Origin of the sequence: Aminipila terrae (assembly GCF_010120715.1) — a bacterium.
In the GTDB taxonomy this organism is placed as follows: Bacteria; Bacillota; Clostridia; order Peptostreptococcales; family Anaerovoracaceae; genus Aminipila; species Aminipila terrae.
The window spans coordinates 2,992,429-3,011,632 of record NZ_CP047591.1 but is presented as its reverse complement, the minus strand read 5'-3'; the positions used below and the strand labels follow the sequence as shown (position 1 = coordinate 3,011,632).

At 37.6% G+C, this 19,204-nt stretch carries 22 protein-coding genes and 1 riboswitch; of the genes, 6 read left to right on the top strand and 16 right to left on the bottom strand.

The window, feature by feature from the left end; all coding sequences use genetic code 11:
- Positions 1–36 precede the first annotated feature (36 nt).
- The 4 genes from Ami3637_RS14480 to hcp form a co-directional block, all read right to left on the bottom strand.
- A complete protein-coding gene (locus tag Ami3637_RS14480) occupies positions 37–1,257 on the bottom strand; it encodes an NAD(P)/FAD-dependent oxidoreductase (RefSeq protein ID WP_162363176.1) in 1,221 nt (406 codons plus the stop codon).
- Complete coding sequence (locus Ami3637_RS14475) at positions 1,254–1,706, bottom strand: 4Fe-4S dicluster domain-containing protein (RefSeq protein WP_162363175.1); 453 nt, start codon at positions 1,704–1,706, stop codon at positions 1,254–1,256. The genes Ami3637_RS14480 and Ami3637_RS14475 overlap by 4 nt, the downstream gene beginning before the upstream one ends.
- A gap of 12 nt (positions 1,707–1,718) precedes the next feature.
- Positions 1,719–3,689: a carbon monoxide dehydrogenase gene (locus Ami3637_RS14470; protein ID WP_162363174.1), complete on the bottom strand. Its 1,971-nt coding sequence runs from the start codon at positions 3,687–3,689 to the stop codon at positions 1,719–1,721.
- Between the two features lie 241 nt (positions 3,690–3,930).
- Entirely contained in the window at positions 3,931–5,562 is a 1,632-nt protein-coding gene (hcp, locus tag Ami3637_RS14465; RefSeq protein WP_162363173.1) for a hydroxylamine reductase, read from the bottom strand.
- Positions 5,563–5,916: 354 nt separating this feature from the next.
- Here hcp and speD point away from each other — a divergent pair, with 354 nt between their 5' ends.
- From speD to Ami3637_RS14445, 5 genes are all read left to right on the top strand, one after another.
- Positions 5,917–6,699 carry an adenosylmethionine decarboxylase gene (gene speD, locus Ami3637_RS14460; protein ID WP_162363172.1) on the top strand — a complete coding sequence of 261 codons (783 nt, stop codon included), beginning with the start codon at positions 5,917–5,919 and terminating at the stop codon, positions 6,697–6,699.
- A gap of 32 nt (positions 6,700–6,731) precedes the next feature.
- Positions 6,732–6,989, top strand: a complete 258-nt coding sequence (locus Ami3637_RS18785; RefSeq protein ID WP_330586678.1) for a class I SAM-dependent methyltransferase — start codon at positions 6,732–6,734, stop codon at positions 6,987–6,989.
- The gene (gene speE / locus Ami3637_RS14455) at positions 6,944–7,603 is read left to right on the top strand and encodes a polyamine aminopropyltransferase (RefSeq protein ID WP_330586677.1); all 660 of its coding nucleotides are present in this window, start codon (positions 6,944–6,946) and stop codon (positions 7,601–7,603) included. Before Ami3637_RS18785 ends, speE begins: the two co-directional genes overlap by 46 nt.
- 238 nt (positions 7,604–7,841) lie before the next feature.
- On the top strand, positions 7,842–8,570 hold the full coding sequence (locus Ami3637_RS14450) for a radical SAM protein (protein ID WP_162363171.1): 729 nt from the start codon (positions 7,842–7,844) through the stop codon (positions 8,568–8,570).
- Positions 8,563–9,273, top strand: coding sequence for a queuosine precursor transporter (locus Ami3637_RS14445; protein WP_162363170.1), 711 nt, complete (start codon positions 8,563–8,565; stop codon positions 9,271–9,273). The genes Ami3637_RS14450 and Ami3637_RS14445 overlap by 8 nt, the downstream gene beginning before the upstream one ends.
- Positions 9,274–9,337: 64 nt before the next feature.
- On the opposite strand, the gene Ami3637_RS14440 is transcribed toward Ami3637_RS14445, so the two are convergent.
- A complete protein-coding gene (locus Ami3637_RS14440; RefSeq protein ID WP_162363169.1) occupies positions 9,338–10,813 on the bottom strand; it encodes an AMP-binding protein in 1,476 nt (491 codons plus the stop codon).
- The gene (locus Ami3637_RS14435) at positions 10,747–11,067 is read right to left on the bottom strand and encodes a hypothetical protein (protein WP_162363168.1); all 321 of its coding nucleotides are present in this window, start codon (positions 11,065–11,067) and stop codon (positions 10,747–10,749) included. Before Ami3637_RS14435 ends, Ami3637_RS14440 begins: the two co-directional genes overlap by 67 nt.
- A gap of 160 nt (positions 11,068–11,227) precedes the next feature.
- On the opposite strand from Ami3637_RS14435, the gene deoD reads away from it, so the two are divergent.
- Positions 11,228–11,932, top strand: coding sequence for a purine-nucleoside phosphorylase (gene deoD / locus Ami3637_RS14430; protein WP_162363167.1), 705 nt, complete (start codon positions 11,228–11,230; stop codon positions 11,930–11,932).
- 61 nt (positions 11,933–11,993) lie between these two features.
- Here deoD and Ami3637_RS14425 read toward each other — a convergent pair whose 3' ends face one another.
- The 10 genes from Ami3637_RS14425 to cytX all read right to left on the bottom strand — a co-directional run bounded on the left by Ami3637_RS14425 (position 11,994) and on the right by cytX (position 18,982).
- On the bottom strand, positions 11,994–13,067 hold the full coding sequence (locus Ami3637_RS14425) for a lysylphosphatidylglycerol synthase transmembrane domain-containing protein (protein WP_162363166.1): 1,074 nt from the start codon (positions 13,065–13,067) through the stop codon (positions 11,994–11,996).
- Complete coding sequence (locus Ami3637_RS14420) at positions 13,060–13,569, bottom strand: polysaccharide deacetylase family protein (protein ID WP_202931060.1); 510 nt, start codon at positions 13,567–13,569, stop codon at positions 13,060–13,062. Before Ami3637_RS14420 ends, Ami3637_RS14425 begins: the two co-directional genes overlap by 8 nt.
- Positions 13,551–13,748, bottom strand: coding sequence for a hypothetical protein (locus Ami3637_RS17130; RefSeq protein ID WP_202931059.1), 198 nt, complete (start codon positions 13,746–13,748; stop codon positions 13,551–13,553). The genes Ami3637_RS14420 and Ami3637_RS17130 overlap by 19 nt, the downstream gene beginning before the upstream one ends.
- A complete protein-coding gene (locus tag Ami3637_RS14415; RefSeq protein WP_243158030.1) occupies positions 13,739–14,818 on the bottom strand; it encodes an MGDG synthase family glycosyltransferase in 1,080 nt (359 codons plus the stop codon). Before Ami3637_RS14415 ends, Ami3637_RS17130 begins: the two co-directional genes overlap by 10 nt.
- 113 nt (positions 14,819–14,931) lie before the next feature.
- On the bottom strand, positions 14,932–15,723 hold the full coding sequence (gene thiD, locus Ami3637_RS14410) for a bifunctional hydroxymethylpyrimidine kinase/phosphomethylpyrimidine kinase (RefSeq protein ID WP_330586676.1): 792 nt from the start codon (positions 15,721–15,723) through the stop codon (positions 14,932–14,934).
- Positions 15,716–16,366 carry an HAD family hydrolase gene (locus tag Ami3637_RS14405; RefSeq protein WP_162363165.1) on the bottom strand — a complete coding sequence of 217 codons (651 nt, stop codon included), beginning with the start codon at positions 16,364–16,366 and terminating at the stop codon, positions 15,716–15,718. Before Ami3637_RS14405 ends, thiD begins: the two co-directional genes overlap by 8 nt.
- On the bottom strand, positions 16,363–16,869 hold the full coding sequence (gene thiE / locus Ami3637_RS14400; RefSeq protein WP_330586940.1) for a thiamine phosphate synthase: 507 nt from the start codon (positions 16,867–16,869) through the stop codon (positions 16,363–16,365). The genes Ami3637_RS14405 and thiE overlap by 4 nt, the downstream gene beginning before the upstream one ends.
- Positions 16,836–17,003: a hypothetical protein gene (locus tag Ami3637_RS18780; protein WP_330586675.1), complete on the bottom strand. Its 168-nt coding sequence runs from the start codon at positions 17,001–17,003 to the stop codon at positions 16,836–16,838. Before Ami3637_RS18780 ends, thiE begins: the two co-directional genes overlap by 34 nt.
- Positions 16,990–17,811 carry a hydroxyethylthiazole kinase gene (thiM, locus tag Ami3637_RS14395; protein WP_162363164.1) on the bottom strand — a complete coding sequence of 274 codons (822 nt, stop codon included), beginning with the start codon at positions 17,809–17,811 and terminating at the stop codon, positions 16,990–16,992. The genes Ami3637_RS18780 and thiM overlap by 14 nt, the downstream gene beginning before the upstream one ends.
- Complete coding sequence (cytX, locus tag Ami3637_RS14390; protein WP_162363163.1) at positions 17,804–18,982, bottom strand: putative hydroxymethylpyrimidine transporter CytX; 1,179 nt, start codon at positions 18,980–18,982, stop codon at positions 17,804–17,806. Before cytX ends, thiM begins: the two co-directional genes overlap by 8 nt.
- Positions 18,983–19,049: 67 nt before the next feature.
- Positions 19,050–19,155, bottom strand: a riboswitch (TPP riboswitch).
- Positions 19,156–19,204 lie beyond the last annotated feature (49 nt).

Genomic DNA, 19,204 nt, shown 5'->3' with positions numbered 1-19,204 from the left:
TATTGCGTACTATCGCGGTTATCTTTTTAAGCAAGATTACAGATTATACTCATACTGTCCATCTGTTCTGACTTTATAATAATCTGCAAAAGATTTTTTAAATATATCATCCTCTGCCTTTAATTTAATATTGTTCTTAATGAGATATTGATAAACCCCAGCATAATCCATATTACCCTGGAGAAGAACACTGTCAAGCTTATCCTCTCGGATTATAGCACGCTTATAACATTTGCTGTCCTCTCGGATAACAACTTTATCACCTTCCTGAACCTGCCCTCTTCCCAGTGACAAAGTGACTAATCCAAAAAAGTTAATGGTATTTTTCATTGCATACGTGTCTTCATAGGCCGTTCTGTTCCCACACATATTTTCTGCAGCCGTACAGCCCTGCTTCATTGCATTTGGCCAGATTCCTGACATTCCTGCCACATCTCCCGCTGCATAGATGTCCCTCACACTGGTTTCCATATATTCATTTACCTTTATGTTTTTCTCCACATCGATACCTGATTCAATTGTACAGGCAATAGCTGGACGGACTCCAGCAGCTACTATAATCACATCACAGTCCAGAACAGTTTTATCATCCAAAATAAGCTGACTTACATTGTTCTGACTGTCTAAAATGGTTTCAGATGCTTTTCTATTCAGAATAAATTTACATCCTGCCTTTTCAAACAATTTTTTGTATTCATTTCCTGCTGCTTCATCAAGCTGGATAGGGAGAATTCTGTCAGCCATTTCCACAACTGTAACATCCATTTTCTTTTCCAGGAGGCCATAGGCAGCGTCCATACCTACCAATCCAGAACCAACAATAATAACTTTTCCCTGGGGCTTTATATGTTTTACAATTTCCTGTGCATCGCTCAGATTTCTAAGTCCGAAAACGTTACCTGCAGTTCTGAAATCTCCCACTGGCGGTATAAAACTATCTGCACCCGTAGCAATCAGAAGTTTATCATAACATACCATCTGATTATCTCCTAACACAACATTTTTTCTGTCTGGTACAATGGCTTGTACTTCTGCAGATTTAATCCATGTGATTCTGTTTTTTTCAAAGAAATCAGGAGATACAAAGTTCAGGGTTCTTTCATCTCTTTCTCCACTTAAATATTTATGAAGCATGCACCTTGAATGCACATGTTCATCCCGGGAAATTACTACAATTTCTGCAGTACTGTCCAATTCCCTGATTCTTCTGGCAGCAGTCAAACCTGCAGCACCTGCGCCTATTATTACATGCCTCATGCCTGCACCTCCTCAACCCAGATTGCTTTTTTAGGACAATTTTTTACACAGCTGGGTTCTCCGCCTTTCTCCATACAAAAGTCACACTTTATCACTTTTGTACGGGTCAGAGTATCTGGTTTTAAAACTCCATAGGGGCAGTTCATAACACACATAAAACACGAACCACACTTATTCACATCATAGGATACAACCCCTGTCACAGAATCCTTGCTTAAAGCTCCACTCATGCAGGACATGACACATTCCGGTAAATCACAATGCCTGCAAAAGATAGGACGATATCCTCCTCTTCCATCTGAAAGGATATGATTCCTTGATTCATTTTTAGGATCTGTCAGATCCAAGTCATAAATGGTTCCCTGCTCCTCTCTATGTGCCTGCATGCAGGCAGCGGTGCAGTTCTTGCAACCATCGCATTTCATATAATCAATCATTATTCTTTTCATTCTGACGCCCCCCTATATATTTAAAGCTGAGCGTTTTTCCATAATGATTTTCTCCAATATATCAGCCGATTCTTTTGCATCCGGATTGATGATAACCTGTCCGCCTGTCAGCTGCTTCATATCTTCTGTCAAAACTTTAACCGCTACTTTACTTCCTGTGATAAATGGAGGCAGCCCCAGATGCAATGGCAGTCCCAGAGCCAGTCCATAAGCTCCATCGGCCAGTGCCTGCTCTTCCAGCCATTGGGCTGCGGAAAGAACAAGGGGAAGCTGTGGCAAGTCCACACCTAGTTCTTCTGCTATTTCCGTTGCAACGATTTCCAACCGTCCTATGGCAAGACATGGTCCGAAATTAAGTACTGGTGGAATGCCCAGTTTCTCGCATACAGCTCTTAATTTAGGTCCTGCCAGTTTAGCGGCCTCTGGTGTCATCAGTCCGCAGTTTTCAATACCTCCGGAAGAACATCCTGCTGTAAGAACAAGGATATCCTTGGCAATAAGCTCTTTTGTAAGTTCCACACTTAGTACGTCGTGACCACCTGCTGTAAGATTTGAGCATCCAACTACACCTGCAATGCCTTTTATATCTCCTGCCACAATCAAGTCAATCAGTGGTTTCCATTTCCCTCCTAAAAACTCCTTCAAAGACACTTCACTTACACCGGTAAGCGTATGGTCATTTCCATGCTCTGGCATCAGGTTAAGGTTCACATCTTGATGGATAGAGTTGTATGCTCCCACTAACATATCAATCAATGGTTTCCACTCTTTATCCGCATTAGAAAAATCTACATTAATTTTACCTCGTCTTAAGATATATGCTCCCACGATTTTATCTATGATTTCATTGCTCTGCTGCTCTCTTTTGGCAAAATCAAATTCCATTATTTCTGCGTTTGCTTTTTTTGCAACACTGTCAAGGCAGATCTGCTTAATCTTAAGCTCTTCACAGATTGGTTCTATTCCTGGAAGTGTACAGTTAAATTCAGATAAAACTGCATCTATGGCACCGGTTGCCAGAATGGCTTCACTGGTATAATTGTTTCCTGCATGCCCATTAAAGACTTCCTTATAATGACTTCCTCTCAATTGCAGGTCCTGACCTACGCATGTACATCCAACCAGCTTGAATCCTTTTGCGCCGGCAGCTTTTGCTTTCGCCACCGCATCTGGCTGAATCAGCCTTTCCTGTAAGTCCACAAACATAGAATGCTGATGTCCCGTAATCATGATATTGATATAGTCCGGATCTATGACCCGGAGGCCCACAGGAGCTGTTCTCAGTTCAGGTTCACCTAAGAGAACATCATTTAAAAGATTCGTTAAAACCAGTCCGTAAAGCCCTGTAGAAATACCTAATCTTAAACAATCTATCAGCATGTCCACTGGATCAGAATTTAAGTTCGTTGAACATTTTACAACACCCTTGAATACTTCTGACTTGGCTCCTCCCGGTAAGATACCAAGTTCTTTCCATTTATCAAATCTAGGCTTATAAGAAAGCTTTTCAACCAGTTCCATCTTTACATATTCTGGTTTATATAAATCACTTAGCACTGCATCTGCAACCTTTTCTGCCTTTTCATATAAATCCCCTGATGTAATGCCAAAAATACTGCATAGACGTTCAAGGGCTCTTTCTCCCTTGATTTTGCCTTTTACCAGTGCGGTATTTTTAAGATTCAAGGCGGTATTCTCCACTACGTGGATATAGCATCCTGAACCAGCTGCCACTGCTCTCAAAAAATTCCTTGTTACAATGGTATCTGCATTTGCACCGCAGATGCCTCGGGGTGCATCCGGTGTAATGCGACATGGTCCATTGGAACATAATCTGCAACAGACACCTTGAAGTCCAAAATTACATTTTGTACTCTGTGATTCAACCCTGTGATGAGAAGTTTCCATTGGCAGGTTTGCTATAAATTCCTCCAACGGTTTATCTGCACTTTTACATGTATTACATCCAAAACAGTTATTCATTAACTTCCTCCTCGTTAATTTATAAGATTTTATTTTTTATCAAATTCATAAACAACATATACTGCATTAATATATACCACTAATTTTTATTCTCTATCATCTTTTTTGGTGCTGTCCTATTTCAAAAAATGTAAATTATTTAACTGCAAAAAAAATATATTTGCACAACAATCAAAGGAGCAAATCTGTCAGACTAAATCATCTGAAGATCTGCCCCTCCGTTTTTTTATTTTATGGAAAATTACTTATTCATAAATAAGTTTATATCATCTTCTACAGAACCAATCCCTGCAATACCAAATTTTTCTACCAGGACACCTGCTACCGCAGGGGACAGGAAGCCCGGTAATGTCGGTCCCAGATGAATATTTTTAAAGCCCAGGTAAAGCAGTGCAAGCAACACAATCACTGCTTTTTGTTCATACCAGGCTATATTAAAAGCAATTGGAAGTTCATTGATGTCACTGAGACCAAACACTTCTTTAAGTTTCATTGCTATTACTGCCAGAGAATATGAATCATTGCACTGACCGGCATCCAGTACTCTTGGTATCCCACCTATATCTCCAAGGTTCAGTTTATTATATCGGAACTTTGCACATCCTGCCGTCAAAATAATGGTATCTTTAGGCAGCTTTTCAGCAAATTCAGTATAATATTCACGGGATTTCATTCTGCCATCACATCCTGCCATAACAAAAAACTTCTTTATAGAACCGGATTTGACTGCCTCCACTACTTTATCTGCCAGAGCTAATACCTGATTATGCGCAAATCCACCAACTATATTTCCTGTTTCAATTTCTGTTGGTGGCTTGCATTTTTTAGCCATTTCAATAATCGGTGAAAAATCTTTTTTACCGTTTTCATCTTCTTCGATATGAATACATCCAGGATATCCTGCAGCTCCTGAAGTAAATATCCTTGCTCTGATTTCTTCACTCTTTGGTGGGACGATACAATTTGTAGTAAACAGAACAGGTCCATTAAAAGTCTCAAATTCTGTTATTTGGTTCCACCATGAACCACCATAATTGCCCACCAGGTTTTCATATTTTTTCAATTCAGGGTAATAATGGGCTGGCAGCATTTCACTGTGAGTATATACATCTACCCCAGTATCTTTGGTCTGTTCCAGCAACTGCTCTAAATCTGTAAGGTCATGGCCTGAAATCAAAATAGCCGGATTACTTCTTACGCCAATGTTAACGCTTGTAATTTCCGGATTACCATATCTGGAAGTATTGGCTTCATCCAGAAGGGCCATTGCTTTCACCCCAAACTCTCCAGTTTTAAGCGTAAGAGCTACCAGATCATCAGCAGACAGTGAATCATCCAGTTCTGCAGCAAGAGCTTCATATATAAAACCATATATCTCAATATTTTCTTTGCCTATGTTAAGGGCATGATAAGTATAAGCTGCCATACCTTTTAAACCATACGTTACCATTTCTTTCAGGGAACGAATATCTTCATTGTCTGTGGACAGCACTCCATTCTCAGTGGCTTTATCCAGCATTGAAACTTCGTCAGTAATTTCAAACACTGCAGCATCACTGAGTTTTAAGCCAGCTGCCTGTTCTCTGAATTCATTTCTCAGACCAATCATTTTAATGATTTGATCCTTTATTGCATTTTCATCAAAATTAGCATTGGTAATGGTTATAAAAAGACTTTTTATCATCTGATGATTTATCTCACTAATTGATTTTACATCAGCCTTGCTTTTTATTACTATCTCAGAAATGCCCTTACAGACATAAATCAGCAAATCCTGAAATTTAGCTACTTCTTCGTTTTTGCCACAGACTCCTCTGACTTCACAGCCTGTACCTTTTGCGGTTTCCTGACATTGATAACAAAACATACTCATAATCAATTACCTCCTGAACAATAGGTTCCTCAATAAATTTTAACAAATAAATCTCGCATACAAAGTAGTCCTGGTTATAATAACTAGTACATAGGGAAAGCATAGTTATATTTTAACATAACCATTTTCAGAATAGAACCATTATTCTGTCATTTTGTGGCAAAATATTTAAATATGTCCTGTACTTCGCCAATCAAATTTTATCATTGTTTACAAATTTATACAATTTATTTACTTTTTTCTTTGGTTATTGATGGATATTGCGTTTTTCATACATAAATCTATTGAAATTATCCTGGTTTGTGTTATCTTATATACTGATATATTATATAAAGAAGGGTTGTGACAATTTAGTTGGAAAAAATCAAATTACACGGATTCAATAATCTGACAAAAACTTTAAGCTTCAATCTTTATGATGTAAGCTATACTAAAACAGTATCAGACAGAAAAGCTTATATTGAGTACATTGATGAAGAATACAATGCCCCTAAGCTTACGAGCATACTTGAAAATGTTACCCAGATCATTGGTGCAAATATTTTAAATATTGCTGTACAGGATTACGATCCTCAGGGTGCAAGTGTTACTATATTAATTTGTGAGGAAAGTCAGCCTCCTGCTCATCATCCATATAACTTAAACCCCTCAGTGGTTGGACATTTGGACAAGAGTCATATAACTGTTCACACTTATCCCGAATATCATCCGGATAACGGGGTATGTACTTTCAGGGCAGATATTGATGTCTCTACCTGCGGTGAGATTTCCCCACTAATGGCTTTAAATTATTTAATTGACAGCTTTGATGCTGACATTATGACTATAGATTATAAAGTCAGAGGTTTTACTCGTGACATTAAAGGAAATAAGTTATTTATCGACCACGACATTACCTCTATACAAAATTATATTGAACAGGAATTTTTAAACGTTTATCAGATGATTGATGTAAATGTTTATCAGGAAAACACTTTCCATACCAAATGCAAGGTAAGAAATTTCCAGTTAGAAGATTACTTATTCAATTTAAAAGAAGAAAATTTAAATGAAAAGGACACAAAAAAAATTACTAACCGTCTGAAAAATGAAATTGATGAAATCTTCTATGGAAGAAATTTACCTACATTATACTAATTAATTATAGAAGTCAAAGGAGAAACCTTATTATGATGCATGAAATGGCAGACCTATGGTTCAATGAACACCATGTTTTAAATTCCGTTAAATTTGGATTAAATATACAGGAAATTCTTCATACAGAAAAAACACCTTTTCAACAGCTGGAGATGTATAGAAATGACACCTTTGGAGTATTTATGACTTTAGACGGTTTTATTCAGGTTACAGAAAAAGATGAATTTGTATATCATGATATGATTTGCCACCCTGCACTTGCAGTAAATCCAAATATAAAAAAGTATTAATTATCGGTGGCGGCGATGGAGGTACTGCCAGAGAAGTGGCCAGATACCACCATATTGAAGCTATTGACATGGTTGAGATAGATGGTGCTGTGGTAGAAGCCTGTAAAAAGTATATGCCTTCCACCGCTTCTGTTCTCTCTGATGAGCCAAGACTAAACCTGATTATTGGTGATGGTCTTAAATTTGTGGAGGAATCAGCTGATAACACTTATGATTTGATATTAGTTGACTCTACAGATCCTGCCGGCCCTGGTGAAGGCCTTTTTACGGTTAAATTCTATGAGAACTGCTACCGTGCATTAAAAGAAGACGGCATCTTAATTAACCAGCATGAATGTGCATTCCATGCTCTTGATGCAGAACAAATGCAAAAGGCACACAGCAAAATAAAAAAAGTATTCCCTATTGCAAAAGTTTATGGATTTAATATCCCAACGTATGCAACGGGCTATTGGTACTTCGGGTTTGCTTCAAAAAAATATGACCCTATTGCAGATTTAAAAGCTGCAAAATGGGAAGAATTCGGTTTGAAAACTAAATATTATAATACCGATATCCATACAGGTGCTTTCGCTCTTCCAAACTATGTTAAGGAAGTTTTAGCTAAAGCCTAGACAATCTGCTACGCATATGTTAATATAACGAGGTTGTTAATATACTTACAACCTCGTTTTACCTTTAAAACTAAATAGGACAGTTCGTAACCATCCTGTCCATAAACAAAACTAGGACCCGCCTGCTTGGTTGTTCAGCAGGATTATTTGTGGTGCTATTGGCACCCTTTTTATTTTTTGTGTTCTTTTTTTGATTGTGACTGGTTATGACTTTCTTCAGATACAGAAAGGAACTCTTATGTCAGACACAACTCAACTTATCAGATACTCCGTCATCACGGAAAAGAATCCCAGAGAGATAGTACTGCTTCGTGGAAATGGCTGTAAATGGCGCCGCTGCTGCTTTTGTGACTATCATCTTGATTTTGATTTAAATCCTCAGTTAAATTTCCAGCTGAATTCAGCAGTTCTGGACCAGGTTACTGGACAGTTCAAACACCTTGAAGTTATAAATTCCGGCAGTTTTTCTGACTTGGATAAGGATACCATGAACCAGATAAAAAATATCTGTGTAAACAAAGGAATAACACATCTTTATTTTGAGTGCCATTGGATGGACAGGCATCATATACAGGCTCTTAAAAATGAGTTTCAATCTTTAGGTGTAAATGTCCAGATAAAAGGTGGGGTGGAAACCTTTGACATGGAATACCGGGAATCCGTTTTCAGTAAAGGCATTGATACGGATAATCCTCTGGAAATTGCTGCATATTATGACCAGATATGCCTCTTATTTGGTGTAGCTGGACAGACACTGTCTTCTATGGAACAGGATCTGGAAACCGGTCTGAAATACTTTAACCGTGTATGCATTAACATAATGGTAGAAAACAGTACAAAAATTAAACCTGACCAACAGGTTATCTCTATTTTCATGGATAAAATTTATCCAAAATACATTAACAATCCCAGAGTGGATATTCTTATAAACAATACCGATTTTGGCGTAGGAGGGAAAAATGAATAACGAGATTTTATTAATTACTACTTTGATTGTATTATATTCCGTCGTACTTATATGGTACCGGCTCTTTGGCAGAACTGGACTTTTATGCTGGATTGTATTCGCAACTATTGCGGCGAACATCGAGGTGCTTATTCTGGTGGATGCTTTCGGTATCGAACAGACACTGGGAAACGTAATGTTTGCAACAACCTTTATGGTAACAGATATTCTCAGTGAAACAGAAGGGAAAAAAGTAGCTAAAAAGGCTGTAAATATCGGTATTCTTACCTCTATAACTTTTATAGCAGTAAGCCAGGCCTGGCTTATGTATACGCCTTCTGTCAATGACTGGGCATTTCCCAGCATTAAGGCCATTTTCTCAAATACCCCAAGACTTATGTTTGTGAGCCTGGGAGTATATGCCATCGTTCAGCGTTTTGACGTGTGGGCATATAACAAGGTATGGGCTGCAACAAACAAGATATGTAATGATACTAAAAAGTACCTGTGGCTCAGAAATAATGCGTCTACCTTACTTTCACAACTGCTGAATACGGTGCTTTTCTCTCTGGGTGCCTTCTGGGGCACCTACCCCCTTCATACGCTGATCAGTATCATACTGTCCAGTTATGTTATATTTGTAGTAACATCAATTGCCGATACACCTTTTGTATATGCTGCCCGCAAAATGAGCTATACTATAAAAGCCAAACAACCTTTCTAATAGATAAAATGAAAGCAGGAAACATACTTAAATATATTTCCTGCTTTTTTATTTTGCTTTATAGTTACTCTATGACATTTTCCTGTCTCTTTATCTTATGAGTAGTTGTTTTTACAAATTCGGCATTTCGGATTACAATATGCCTTATTCTCTTATAATTTGGCAGTGTCTGGTTCAAATCTGCAATTTTGCCTTTTAAAAGCTTATATACTTCGTCCTGATCGTCACTGCATCCAAAATCGTCATTTATTGTCTCATAGGCTGGTCTTATCTGAACGCTTACAATAGTTTCACCCGTTTCATCATTGTCTGTGCCATATACCATACATTCTTCTATATAAGGTATTTTGGTCAGATACTCTTCTATCTCCTCCGGATAAATATTTTTACCAGTCTTGGTTACGATAACATTCTTTTTTCTTCCTGTTAGGTAGAGACATCCATTTTCGTCTACAAAACCTAAATCACCTGTATGGAACCACCCATCCTTTAAGACTTCTGCTGTTTTTTCCGGCATATTATAATAACCCAGCATAACATTGGGTCCCTTGAAAATGATTTCACCGATGCCATCTTCATTTTTATCTATAATCTGTAGCTGTCCACTGGGAACTACCTGTCCAACAGATCCCGCTTTCCCATAACGGTCAGTAAAATCCGGGGTTCCTGAAACCAGTGGAGCTGCTTCCGTCAGCCCATATCCCATAACAATCTCTATACCAAGATCCTGAAAACCTCTGACAACATTTGGACTTATGGCAGCTGCTCCCGTAACAATCATTCTTAACCTGCCCCCAAAATTTGAATAAACCGATTTAAAAATCTTTTTGCGGGCATCAATCCCGACTTTTTTCAAGGTTTTATGAAGTTTTACTGCCATATTTAAGGCTTTTGTCATATCAGACTTTTCTGCCTGTTTCCATATCTTATTGTACATAGATTCAAAAATCAGCGGTACGCCTACCAGCAAAGTTGCCTGCGCTTCTGCCAGATTCTTAACTACATATTTCAATCCCTCGTAAAAAGCAACAGAGCCTCCCTGAAACAATACAACCATTATGCCTACAGAAGATTCAAAGGTATGATGTATGGGTAATATGGACAGTGCCCTGTCATCTTCTTTAAGCTTTACTATTCGGCTGATGTCCTGAACGTTGCTCACAATATTTTTATGACAGAGCATAACTGCTTTTGGGACATCGGTTGTGCCTGAAGTAAATAAAAGCATTCTTACTTCCATAGGGTCCAGTATCATATCCACATATCGTCTGTCCCCCTTGCCCAGCATTTTTCTGCCCTCTTCCATCAGATACTCCCACGTATTTTCCTGATCATGCTGCGCTTTTTTTGAGTAAACTTCCATTTGGAATTTATGGGGAATATCCACATCTTTAAATGTATTTTTATAGGAGGAAGTATAGAAAATAGCTTTACAGTCTGCAGTGGTAAGCAGGTTGATGATTTCTTCCTTACTTAATTCCTTGTCAAGGGCACTACCTTGCCCACTCCATTTACAATAGCAAAATAAGAAACCATCCATGCATAACAATTTTCACCGATAACTGCAATGTTTTCACCTTCCAGCCCCATATCAATCAGTTTTGTTCCCAAGGCATCTACATCATCTTTTAAAGTAATATAATTTACTTCTTTGTACGCACCACCTTTTTCTTCCTTATATAAAAATGCCGGTTTTTTGCCAAATAATTCTTTGCTGGTAGTCAGCATTTCTTTAAGAGTATCTATTGCTCTAACCGGATAAAGTTTGTTCTTGTATATATTTTCATATATCATACAGAGTCCTCCAATTGTTATTCTCTTAACTAATTATTTGTGATATAATGTCAGTATATCACATATAAAGTGTAAAATCGATATTTATTTCAATGTTACATGACATAATTTCCAATATCATATTACACTATATTTGAGAAAAAGGAAAGGAAATATTATTATGAGTACACATATTAATGCTGCTAAAAAAGGTGACATTGCTGAATCCATATTACTTCCAGGAGATCCTCTTCGAGCTAAATTTATTGCAGAAAATTTTTTAAATAGTCCAAAATTATATAATGAAATCCGTGGCATGTACGGTTATACCGGAACCTATAAAGGAGTTCCCGTTTCTGTTCAGGGTACTGGCATGGGTATGCCATCCATGGGTATTTATTCCTGGGAATTAATCACTGAGTACGGTGTTCAGAATCTGATCAGAATCGGTACTGCTGGTTCTTTCCACCAGGATGTGAAAATTGGTGATGTGGTTCTTGGTATTGCTGCATCAACTGACTCAAACTATATTCATGCTTTCGATGTTCCAGGAAACTATGCGCCAAATGCCAGCTGGGATTTACTGTTAAAGGCCCATGAAGCAAATAAAGACTTAGGAGTTTCCCTGAAAGCCGGAAATATCGTTTCCTGTGATGTCTTCTATGAATTTGGAGACTGGTGGAAAAGATGGGCAAATATGAACGTACTTGCTGTAGAGATGGAAGCTGCTGCCCTTTATATGAACGCTGCATATAACAAAGTAAACGCACTTGCTATGATGACAATCAGTGACCACTTTATTACGGGTGAACATTCTACCAGTGAAGAAAGACAACATTCTTTTACAGATATGATGAAGCTTGCCTTAGAAATGTGCATTAAATAAAAAGGCAGAAAAATTTTATATTATAAACTGAAAAGACTGTTTGGAACAGGTTATTCCTGTTTCAGACAGTCTCTTTGTTTTTTAAAATTGCTGCCTTTTTATAATCCATATGTGAACCTCTGTTTACAATATGGAAAATTAAAAGGAAAGTACCACTTATACATACGAAAAGATAAAAGCTGATTCCTCTGCTAAGCAGCATGGCTGAATTAAGCACCTGTGCAGGAAATAAAGTCCGGTAAACCAGTATAAATCCACTCTCGCTTGCCCCAACAGATCCAGGTACAGGGATTGCCGATGCAGTAATATACAAAACAGCCTGTATGGCCAGTACTGTCAGAAAATGATATTCATTATATCCAAATGCCTTGTAAATCCAAAATGGAATGCTGTGAAAGGCTACCACCTGCAGAAAGGTAGTCAGTATAATCTTTAACACGGTTATTTTATTATTCTTAAAAGCTGCAGCCCCTTCATGATATAGTTCAACCTGATTATTAATTTTTGCTCTCTTTTGTTCAATTTTCTTAAAATGTAATTTCTTAAGCAGCAGCAAAATTCCATTAATACACTTTTGCAAAAGGGTTTTTGAAAAAAAGGCCATTAAAATGATTATCAGTATCAGAGTATTTAGTATAACTCCCACCAGAAGAATATATTTTATCTGATATCCTGCAGCACTAAAGAAAGAAAATTTTGCTATATAAGCCAGCACTGCCATAACAACTGTAATCAGCTGGAAACTTCCCAGCTCCATCATCAATGCCAGTGCAGAATGGGAAATTTCAATGCCATCTCTGTACATATAATAGATCTGGGCAGGCTGACTTCCTGAAGCCATGGGTGTAATGGCACTGAAAAAGAAACCTGCCAGGGCATATTTAATGCATTTGGCCAAAGAAGTATTATAGCTGTATATTCTAAGGGTACGACCGATATTTACGGCCTCACAAAAGACAAACATACACATACAGCCCACTGCAATTATGATACAAACTGGATTTACCTTTGTTACTGTATGTATGATTTCTCCAATATTCTGATGACGGAATATTAAATAGAATGTAATGACAAGCAGCAGGATAAAAAATCCACCGTTTATAAAGATTTTTTTCAAATAATTTAATTTACTCATATTTTTCATCCATTCTTGCAAAATGATAACCTTCAGAAATCCAAAGGGGCAGCACATCTTCCAAAGCCTTTATGGTTCTCCCTGGGGCATCATTCTTTCCTCTCCCGTCATGAAGGCATATTATATCCCCATTTCTGGTTCTTCTTTTTAATTTTTCTGCAATCTCCTGCCAGGTGGTATTTCCCCTCCAGTCCTCAGCCATAACATTCCATAATACCGTTTTATATCCATACTGTTTAACACAGGCTAAGGTTTCTGTATTTAAGTGACCCCAGGGGGGTCTGAAAAACCGGATATTCAGTCCCAGATGTCTGAATATATGTTCACTCTGATTAAAATCGTTTTTTGTGTAACCAGGTGTCTGACATAATGCATTTCTATGTTCTAAAGAGTGAAACCCAATTAAGTGCCCCTCTCTTTTCATTCTTTCAATCAGCTGCGGATTATCCTCTGCAAACTTTGCCACTACAAAAAAGGTGGCTTTTATCTTATGTTTATCCAATAAATCCAGAAGTTCTCCTGTAAATTTACTATGGGCCCGTCATCAAATGTAAGATATAACTTTTTTTCCTTTGTTCTTATTCGTTCCATCTTCTGCTGAGATTTATACCAACAGGTAGGAAGAACCCCATAACCTATTGCTATGCAGAAAACAAAAATACCTAAGGCTTTTAAAAGCATGGATTGTCCCCCTTTAAACCTGAAAATATCAAAGGTGAGCGTAAATCTAAATGCTTTTTTATCCTTCTCATATTATCCCGCATATTACATAAAAGATGCTCATTCTCCATTAATGAAAGAAAATCATCTGCTGCATCTATATTTTTGGACCATAAAACTCTTCCTATATTTAAGCTTTCAATAAATTCTGCATTTCCCAATTCCTGAGATAAAAATGGTTTTATTATATATAATGGTGTCTCACAGTTAATAGCCTCAAAGGTAGTAATGCCTCCTGATTTTGTTATAATGATATCAGCTTTTCTCATGTATTCATGCACTTTATCTGTGTATCCGATAACCTCAATATCCGGATACTTTCTTTTCAATTTTAAATATAATTTTTCATTTTTGCCAGTAATAACTGTAACGTGGATGGATTTGTTTTCACCCAGCTTTTCCAGAAGCTTTCCTGAAGAGGGTATTAACCCAAGTCCTCCTCCCATAATCAGAACTTTTTTTGTATCTGCTGCCTTTTTACTCCCATTGCCTTCTTTAAATACGGGTTTAACCGGAATACCTGAAATGACAATTTTTTCTGAAGGAATACCCTTTGAAATAAGCGTATTTTTGGTACTTTTGCTCCCTACAAAATACATATCGGTGTTTTTTGCTATCCACTCTTCATGTGCTTTTATATCGGTGATATAAGTATGAAGAGGTACATTGCAGAATCTCATGCCTTTGTATGCGGAAATATACTGTGAGCAGACTGGCAGCGTAGAAATAATGAGTTCTGGTTGATATCGGTTTAATAATCGATCTACCTTTTTAATGAATGCCCTTTTAAATGGGGCCTGAACGTATTTTGCAGATTCTTCATAAAAAAAGTTATATATACCGGAACATTTGCTCACCATAAAGTTAAATGTTCCATAAATGATGCGACTTAAATTCGGTAACATGTAATCTAAAATATCAACTACATCCACGTTTGCTTCAGGTTCTTTTGAAAGGATTTCCTGTTTCAATGCCTCTGCTGCTGAAAAATGTCCCATGCCAAAGTGTCCTGTTAAAATTAAAATATTCATAAATACTCCTCCAATTAACCCTAGTATTCTCATTTTAAGCTGACAATATTAACAAATCCTTTAATAAATCTTAAGATTTATTAAGATTTGGGGATAACTGGAAGCCCACATAATTACAGCAATTGCAGGCAATAGGTATGTTCTAAAGGGCCCGAACCTTTTCCTATATTCAGTCCTGTTTTTAATGCTCCTGTTAAATATTTTTTTGCTTTTTTTATGCTTTCATCCAGGCTGTTACCATCTGCTAAATTGCAGGCAATAGCAGAGGACAATGTACAGCCTGTACCATGAGTATTGACTGTGTGAACTCTTTCTTCTCTAAACCAGTGTCTCTGGTTATTTGCATAAAGTAAATCTGCCGCTTCATGAACTAAATGCCCACCCTTTATAAGTACTGCACCATGAATCTTTTCCCATATGCATACAGCAGCCCTGACCATATCCTCTTCACTTTCAATCTTAAATCCACAAATCACCTGAGCCTCTGGAATGTTTGGCGTTATAAGGGTTCCCAGAGGTAATAACTTATCTATTAAAGTTTTTCTCGCCTCATAGCATAACAGTTCACTTCCACTTGTAGAGACCATAACTGGATCAATAACGATATTTTCTGCCTGATATTGTATTAGTTTTTCCACTATGATTTCAATTGTTCTACTGTTGGAAACCATACCTATTTTTACTGCATCTGGCCTTATATCCTGAAATATGCAGTCAATCTGCTTTCCTATGAACTCTGGATCCGCGTCTAAAATCCCATAAACTCCTGTTGTATTTTGCGCAGTTAATGCAGTAATGGCACTCATAGCATACATTTTATGCGCAGTTATGGTTTTGATATCTGCCTGTATTCCTGCACCTCCACTGCAGTCAGAGCCTGCAATAGTTAATACCTTCTTAATCAAAATAATCCTCCATCTCTAAAAATGAATTAATATATATATCTGCTTTACCCTCAATCTGTTGCTTTTTTTCCGCAGAACTTTTATCAAATACTGCGACAACTTTCATTCCTGCCTTTTTTGCTGTTTCAATTGCATATAATGCATCTTCAAAAACATATGTTTTGTCTTTGCAGGTATCCAGTGCATTTAATGCTTGGTTAAATATTTCTACACTGTCTTTTCCGTATCCCATTTCAGTACAGGTGAAAATATACTGAAAATATTCCTCCATTTCATTGTTTTTAAGCGCTTTTTCAGCCAGTATTTTTTCTGTAGCAGTAACAACACACATTTTAACATTTCTATTTTTCAAGAGTCCTAAAAACTCCTTTACACCTTTTTTTACTTTTGCCTTTTTTATATAAAAGTCAGATAACATTTCATTAAATTGATTTAAAATCTCTTCCTGGCTGGCAGATATGCCATATTCAGAAATAAAGTAATCTGCCGCCTGTACAAGGCTCATATCTGAAACCTTTTCTCTTAATCCCGCCTTGGGGTTCTTTCCAATGGATTGAATGTAATCTTCTGCTAGAGTGTCCCATACGGGCATGGAATCTAATAAAGTCCCATCCAGATCAAAAATCGCGCCTTCTATATTCATTTTTTTACCACCCTTTCTGATAACTCCCGTAATTTTTCTGACTGGGACTGGATATTTTCACTGGCAAATATGGCTGAAACTAACGCTACACCTGCAATGGCTGTTCCCTGCAGCTGTGAAATATTGTCAGCACCAATGCCCCCAATGGCAACTACTGGTATTGAAACTTGTTTACAAATTGCTTTTAAGGTATCAAGACTTACAAAATCAGCATCTGGTTTGGTTGATGTAGTAAAAATAGTGCCTACACCCAGATAATCCGCACCTCTTTTCTCTGCTGCCAGGGCCTGTTCCACGGTTTGAACGGATACACCCAGAATCATATTTTCACCAATTAAATCTCGAACATGAGAAGCTTCCATATCACTTTGCCCCACGTGTATGCCGTCTGCGTTACATTTTATAGCAACGGATACATTGTCATTCACGATAAAAGGCACATTATAGGCTGAACATAGCTGCTTAATCTTTAAAGCCTCCTGTAAAAATTCTTCAAAGTCCAGTTCCTTTTCCCTAAGCTGAACACAGGTAGCTCCCCTTTCAGTGTTTCTTCTACCTGGGTTACCAGCTTTTTTTCTCCAAGCCAGCTTCTGTCGGTTACTGCATATAATATCAGATGTTTTTCATCGCACTTCATATTTTGCTCCTTTTTCCAATTTTTCTCCATCCAGATTAAAAACTTCGTCAATAATATAATTTCTATAAGTAGAATTGCCATCATTCTTGCTTAGCCGGTCTAGTGCCAGTTCTCCGCACAACCCCATAGCGCAAGTAGCGGCAGCCGTTGCTTCTAAGGAGCAGCCCCTATTGGCTACAAGATAAGCCGCTGTCATGGCGGTCAGCATACAGCCAGTCCCTGTTATCTTACTCATCATTGGGTGACCATTACGGATTATATAGGCTTTTTCCGAATCTGCCACAATATCAATGGCTCCTGTTATGGCTACAACTGCTTTTATTTTTCCTGAAAAATCCTTTGCAAACCTGACTGCATTATCTATGTTTTCTTCAGTTATCCTGTCTGCTATATCTGCATCTACGCCTTTGGTAGTTCCCTTACCAAGCGCAAGAGTTCTGATTTCCGATATATTTCCCCGAACTACTGTCAACTTTACCTGATCAAGCAGTTTACCTGATGTTTCTGTCCTTAATTTAGAAGCACCAGCACCCACTGGATCCAGAATAACCGGATGATCTAATTCATTAGACTTTTTTCCTGCCAGAATCATGGAACAAATGATACGCTGATTAAGGGTCCCTATGTTTATATTTAACCCACCACAGATACTGGTGATTTCTTCAACCTCTTCCCAGTCATCTGCCATAATAGGGGAAGCGCCGCATGCCAGCAAAATATTGGCGCAGTCATTTACAGTAACATAATTGGTTATATTGTGAATCAGGGGACTTGCCTTTCGTACATTTTCAAGAATTTCTTTAAACATTAACCTTACCTCCTACTAGAACCTTATTTGCAATAAAACATAAAAAAGCCGTTATGACCATAACAGGCAATGTATTTCCTACTACGGTATTCATTTGCATAAAAATGCGATATAGGATAAATCCAACCGCCCATACTAATAAATTAGTACCACTGAATCTTTTCTCCGAATAATCCACTTTTAAAATATAGAAGTTAACAATCAAAATGGAGATCATGGGGGCAAATACGGAGCCTATTAAATATAGAAACCCTTCATATTCAGTTATAGGCGTAAATATAGCAAGTATCGTACCTATGGCACAAATACTGATTGCGGCTGGTTTTTCCTTAAATATTCCTGAAATACTTTCACTGCTTACTCCTGCAGAATAAGCATCTAGAAAAGTAGTGGTTACAGTAGAAAAAATAACAATAACTAATCCTGCTGTTCCAAGACCTGCACTCACCATAATTTTTGCTATGTCACACTGTCCTGTAAATATTGATGCTCCCAACCCGATTATATACATCCAGCAGCTGACTGCAAAATAGGTCACTGTACTGACTAAAGTAGCTTTTTCTGGATTTTTAGCACGTCTGGTATAATCAGAAATAAGAGGAAGCCATGAAAGAGGCATAGCGGCAGACAATTCCACTGCCCCTCCGAAACTGATCATACCCTCTGGTACAGATGTCGAATTTCCTTTAAAGACCATACTGCTTAATAAGATAGCAAGTATAAATAACGCACTCATGGCAACTATATTTAGCTTATTTAAATTCTTAATGTCTATTGCTACCCACAGAACAATCAAGATGCCTATAATAATACTCCATACCCATGTGCCGCCTAAGTCCACAATGAATTGAGATGCTGCTGCTCCGCTGACAATCATTACGGCAGTCCATCCAGCAAGCTGCATAACATTGAGACATGAAAAGATTAAGGAACCTTTTTTCCCAAAAGATATTTTTACTGTCTCCATGGCGCTTTTCCCTGTTTGTGCACCGATAAGCCCTGCAAAATAAAGCAGTATGCAGCCTGTTACATGTCCAAAAATAATTGCCAGAATACCTTTTTGAAATCCAAGAGGTGCTATTAAAGTTCCTGTTAAAATTTCTGCAATAGACATACCTGCCCCAAACCAGATTAAAGCATTTGAAAATGTTGAGGTTTTTGTTTCACTCATAAGCCTTCCTTCCTTTTACGAACAGGGCAAACAAAAACGGGATACACCCATGGTATATCCCGTAAAACTTAAAAAAGCAGTCTCTTCCTACGTTGGCATTATCCAAATCAGGTGTAAGGGTCGAAGTTGATTACTTCCTCTCAGCCTGCATACAAGCTCCCCTGTTCATATTATATATATTTGCTTAGATTATACTCTTATCTCTACTTATCTTCAAGCACT

What these genes read in the sequence shown, in the direction of transcription:
- thiM (WP_162363164.1), bottom strand. Translation starts at nt 17,811, where the DNA reads ATGTTTAAAGAAATTCTTGAAAATGTACGAAAGGCAAGTCCCCTGATT.
- Ami3637_RS14435 (WP_162363168.1), bottom strand. Translation starts at nt 11,067, where the DNA reads ATGATATATGAAAATATATACAAGAACAAACTTTATCCGGTTAGAGCA.
- Ami3637_RS17130 (WP_202931059.1), bottom strand. Translation starts at nt 13,748, where the DNA reads ATGCTTTTAAAAGCCTTAGGTATTTTTGTTTTCTGCATAGCAATAGGT.
- Ami3637_RS14470 (WP_162363174.1), bottom strand. Translation starts at nt 3,689, where the DNA reads ATGAATAACTGTTTTGGATGTAATACATGTAAAAGTGCAGATAAACCG.
- cytX (WP_162363163.1), bottom strand. Translation starts at nt 18,982, where the DNA reads ATGAGTGAAACAAAAACCTCAACATTTTCAAATGCTTTAATCTGGTTT.
- Ami3637_RS18780 (WP_330586675.1), bottom strand. Translation starts at nt 17,003, where the DNA reads ATGAAGTGCGATGAAAAACATCTGATATTATATGCAGTAACCGACAGA.
- Ami3637_RS14475 (WP_162363175.1), bottom strand. Translation starts at nt 1,706, where the DNA reads ATGAAAAGAATAATGATTGATTATATGAAATGCGATGGTTGCAAGAAC.
- Ami3637_RS14405 (WP_162363165.1), bottom strand. Translation starts at nt 16,366, where the DNA reads ATGAATATAGAAGGCGCGATTTTTGATCTGGATGGGACTTTATTAGAT.
- Ami3637_RS14415 (WP_243158030.1), bottom strand. Translation starts at nt 14,818, where the DNA reads ATGAATATTTTAATTTTAACAGGACACTTTGGCATGGGACATTTTTCA.
- Ami3637_RS14450 (WP_162363171.1), top strand. Translation starts at nt 7,842, where the DNA reads ATGTCAGACACAACTCAACTTATCAGATACTCCGTCATCACGGAAAAG.
- hcp (WP_162363173.1), bottom strand. Translation starts at nt 5,562, where the DNA reads ATGAGTATGTTTTGTTATCAATGTCAGGAAACCGCAAAAGGTACAGGC.
- Ami3637_RS18785 (WP_330586678.1), top strand. Translation starts at nt 6,732, where the DNA reads ATGATGCATGAAATGGCAGACCTATGGTTCAATGAACACCATGTTTTA.
- Ami3637_RS14480 (WP_162363176.1), bottom strand. Translation starts at nt 1,257, where the DNA reads ATGAGGCATGTAATAATAGGCGCAGGTGCTGCAGGTTTGACTGCTGCC.
- Ami3637_RS14445 (WP_162363170.1), top strand. Translation starts at nt 8,563, where the DNA reads ATGAATAACGAGATTTTATTAATTACTACTTTGATTGTATTATATTCC.
- deoD (WP_162363167.1), top strand. Translation starts at nt 11,228, where the DNA reads ATGAGTACACATATTAATGCTGCTAAAAAAGGTGACATTGCTGAATCC.
- Ami3637_RS14440 (WP_162363169.1), bottom strand. Translation starts at nt 10,813, where the DNA reads ATGGATGGTTTCTTATTTTGCTATTGTAAATGGAGTGGGCAAGGTAGT.
- Ami3637_RS14425 (WP_162363166.1), bottom strand. Translation starts at nt 13,067, where the DNA reads ATGAGTAAATTAAATTATTTGAAAAAAATCTTTATAAACGGTGGATTT.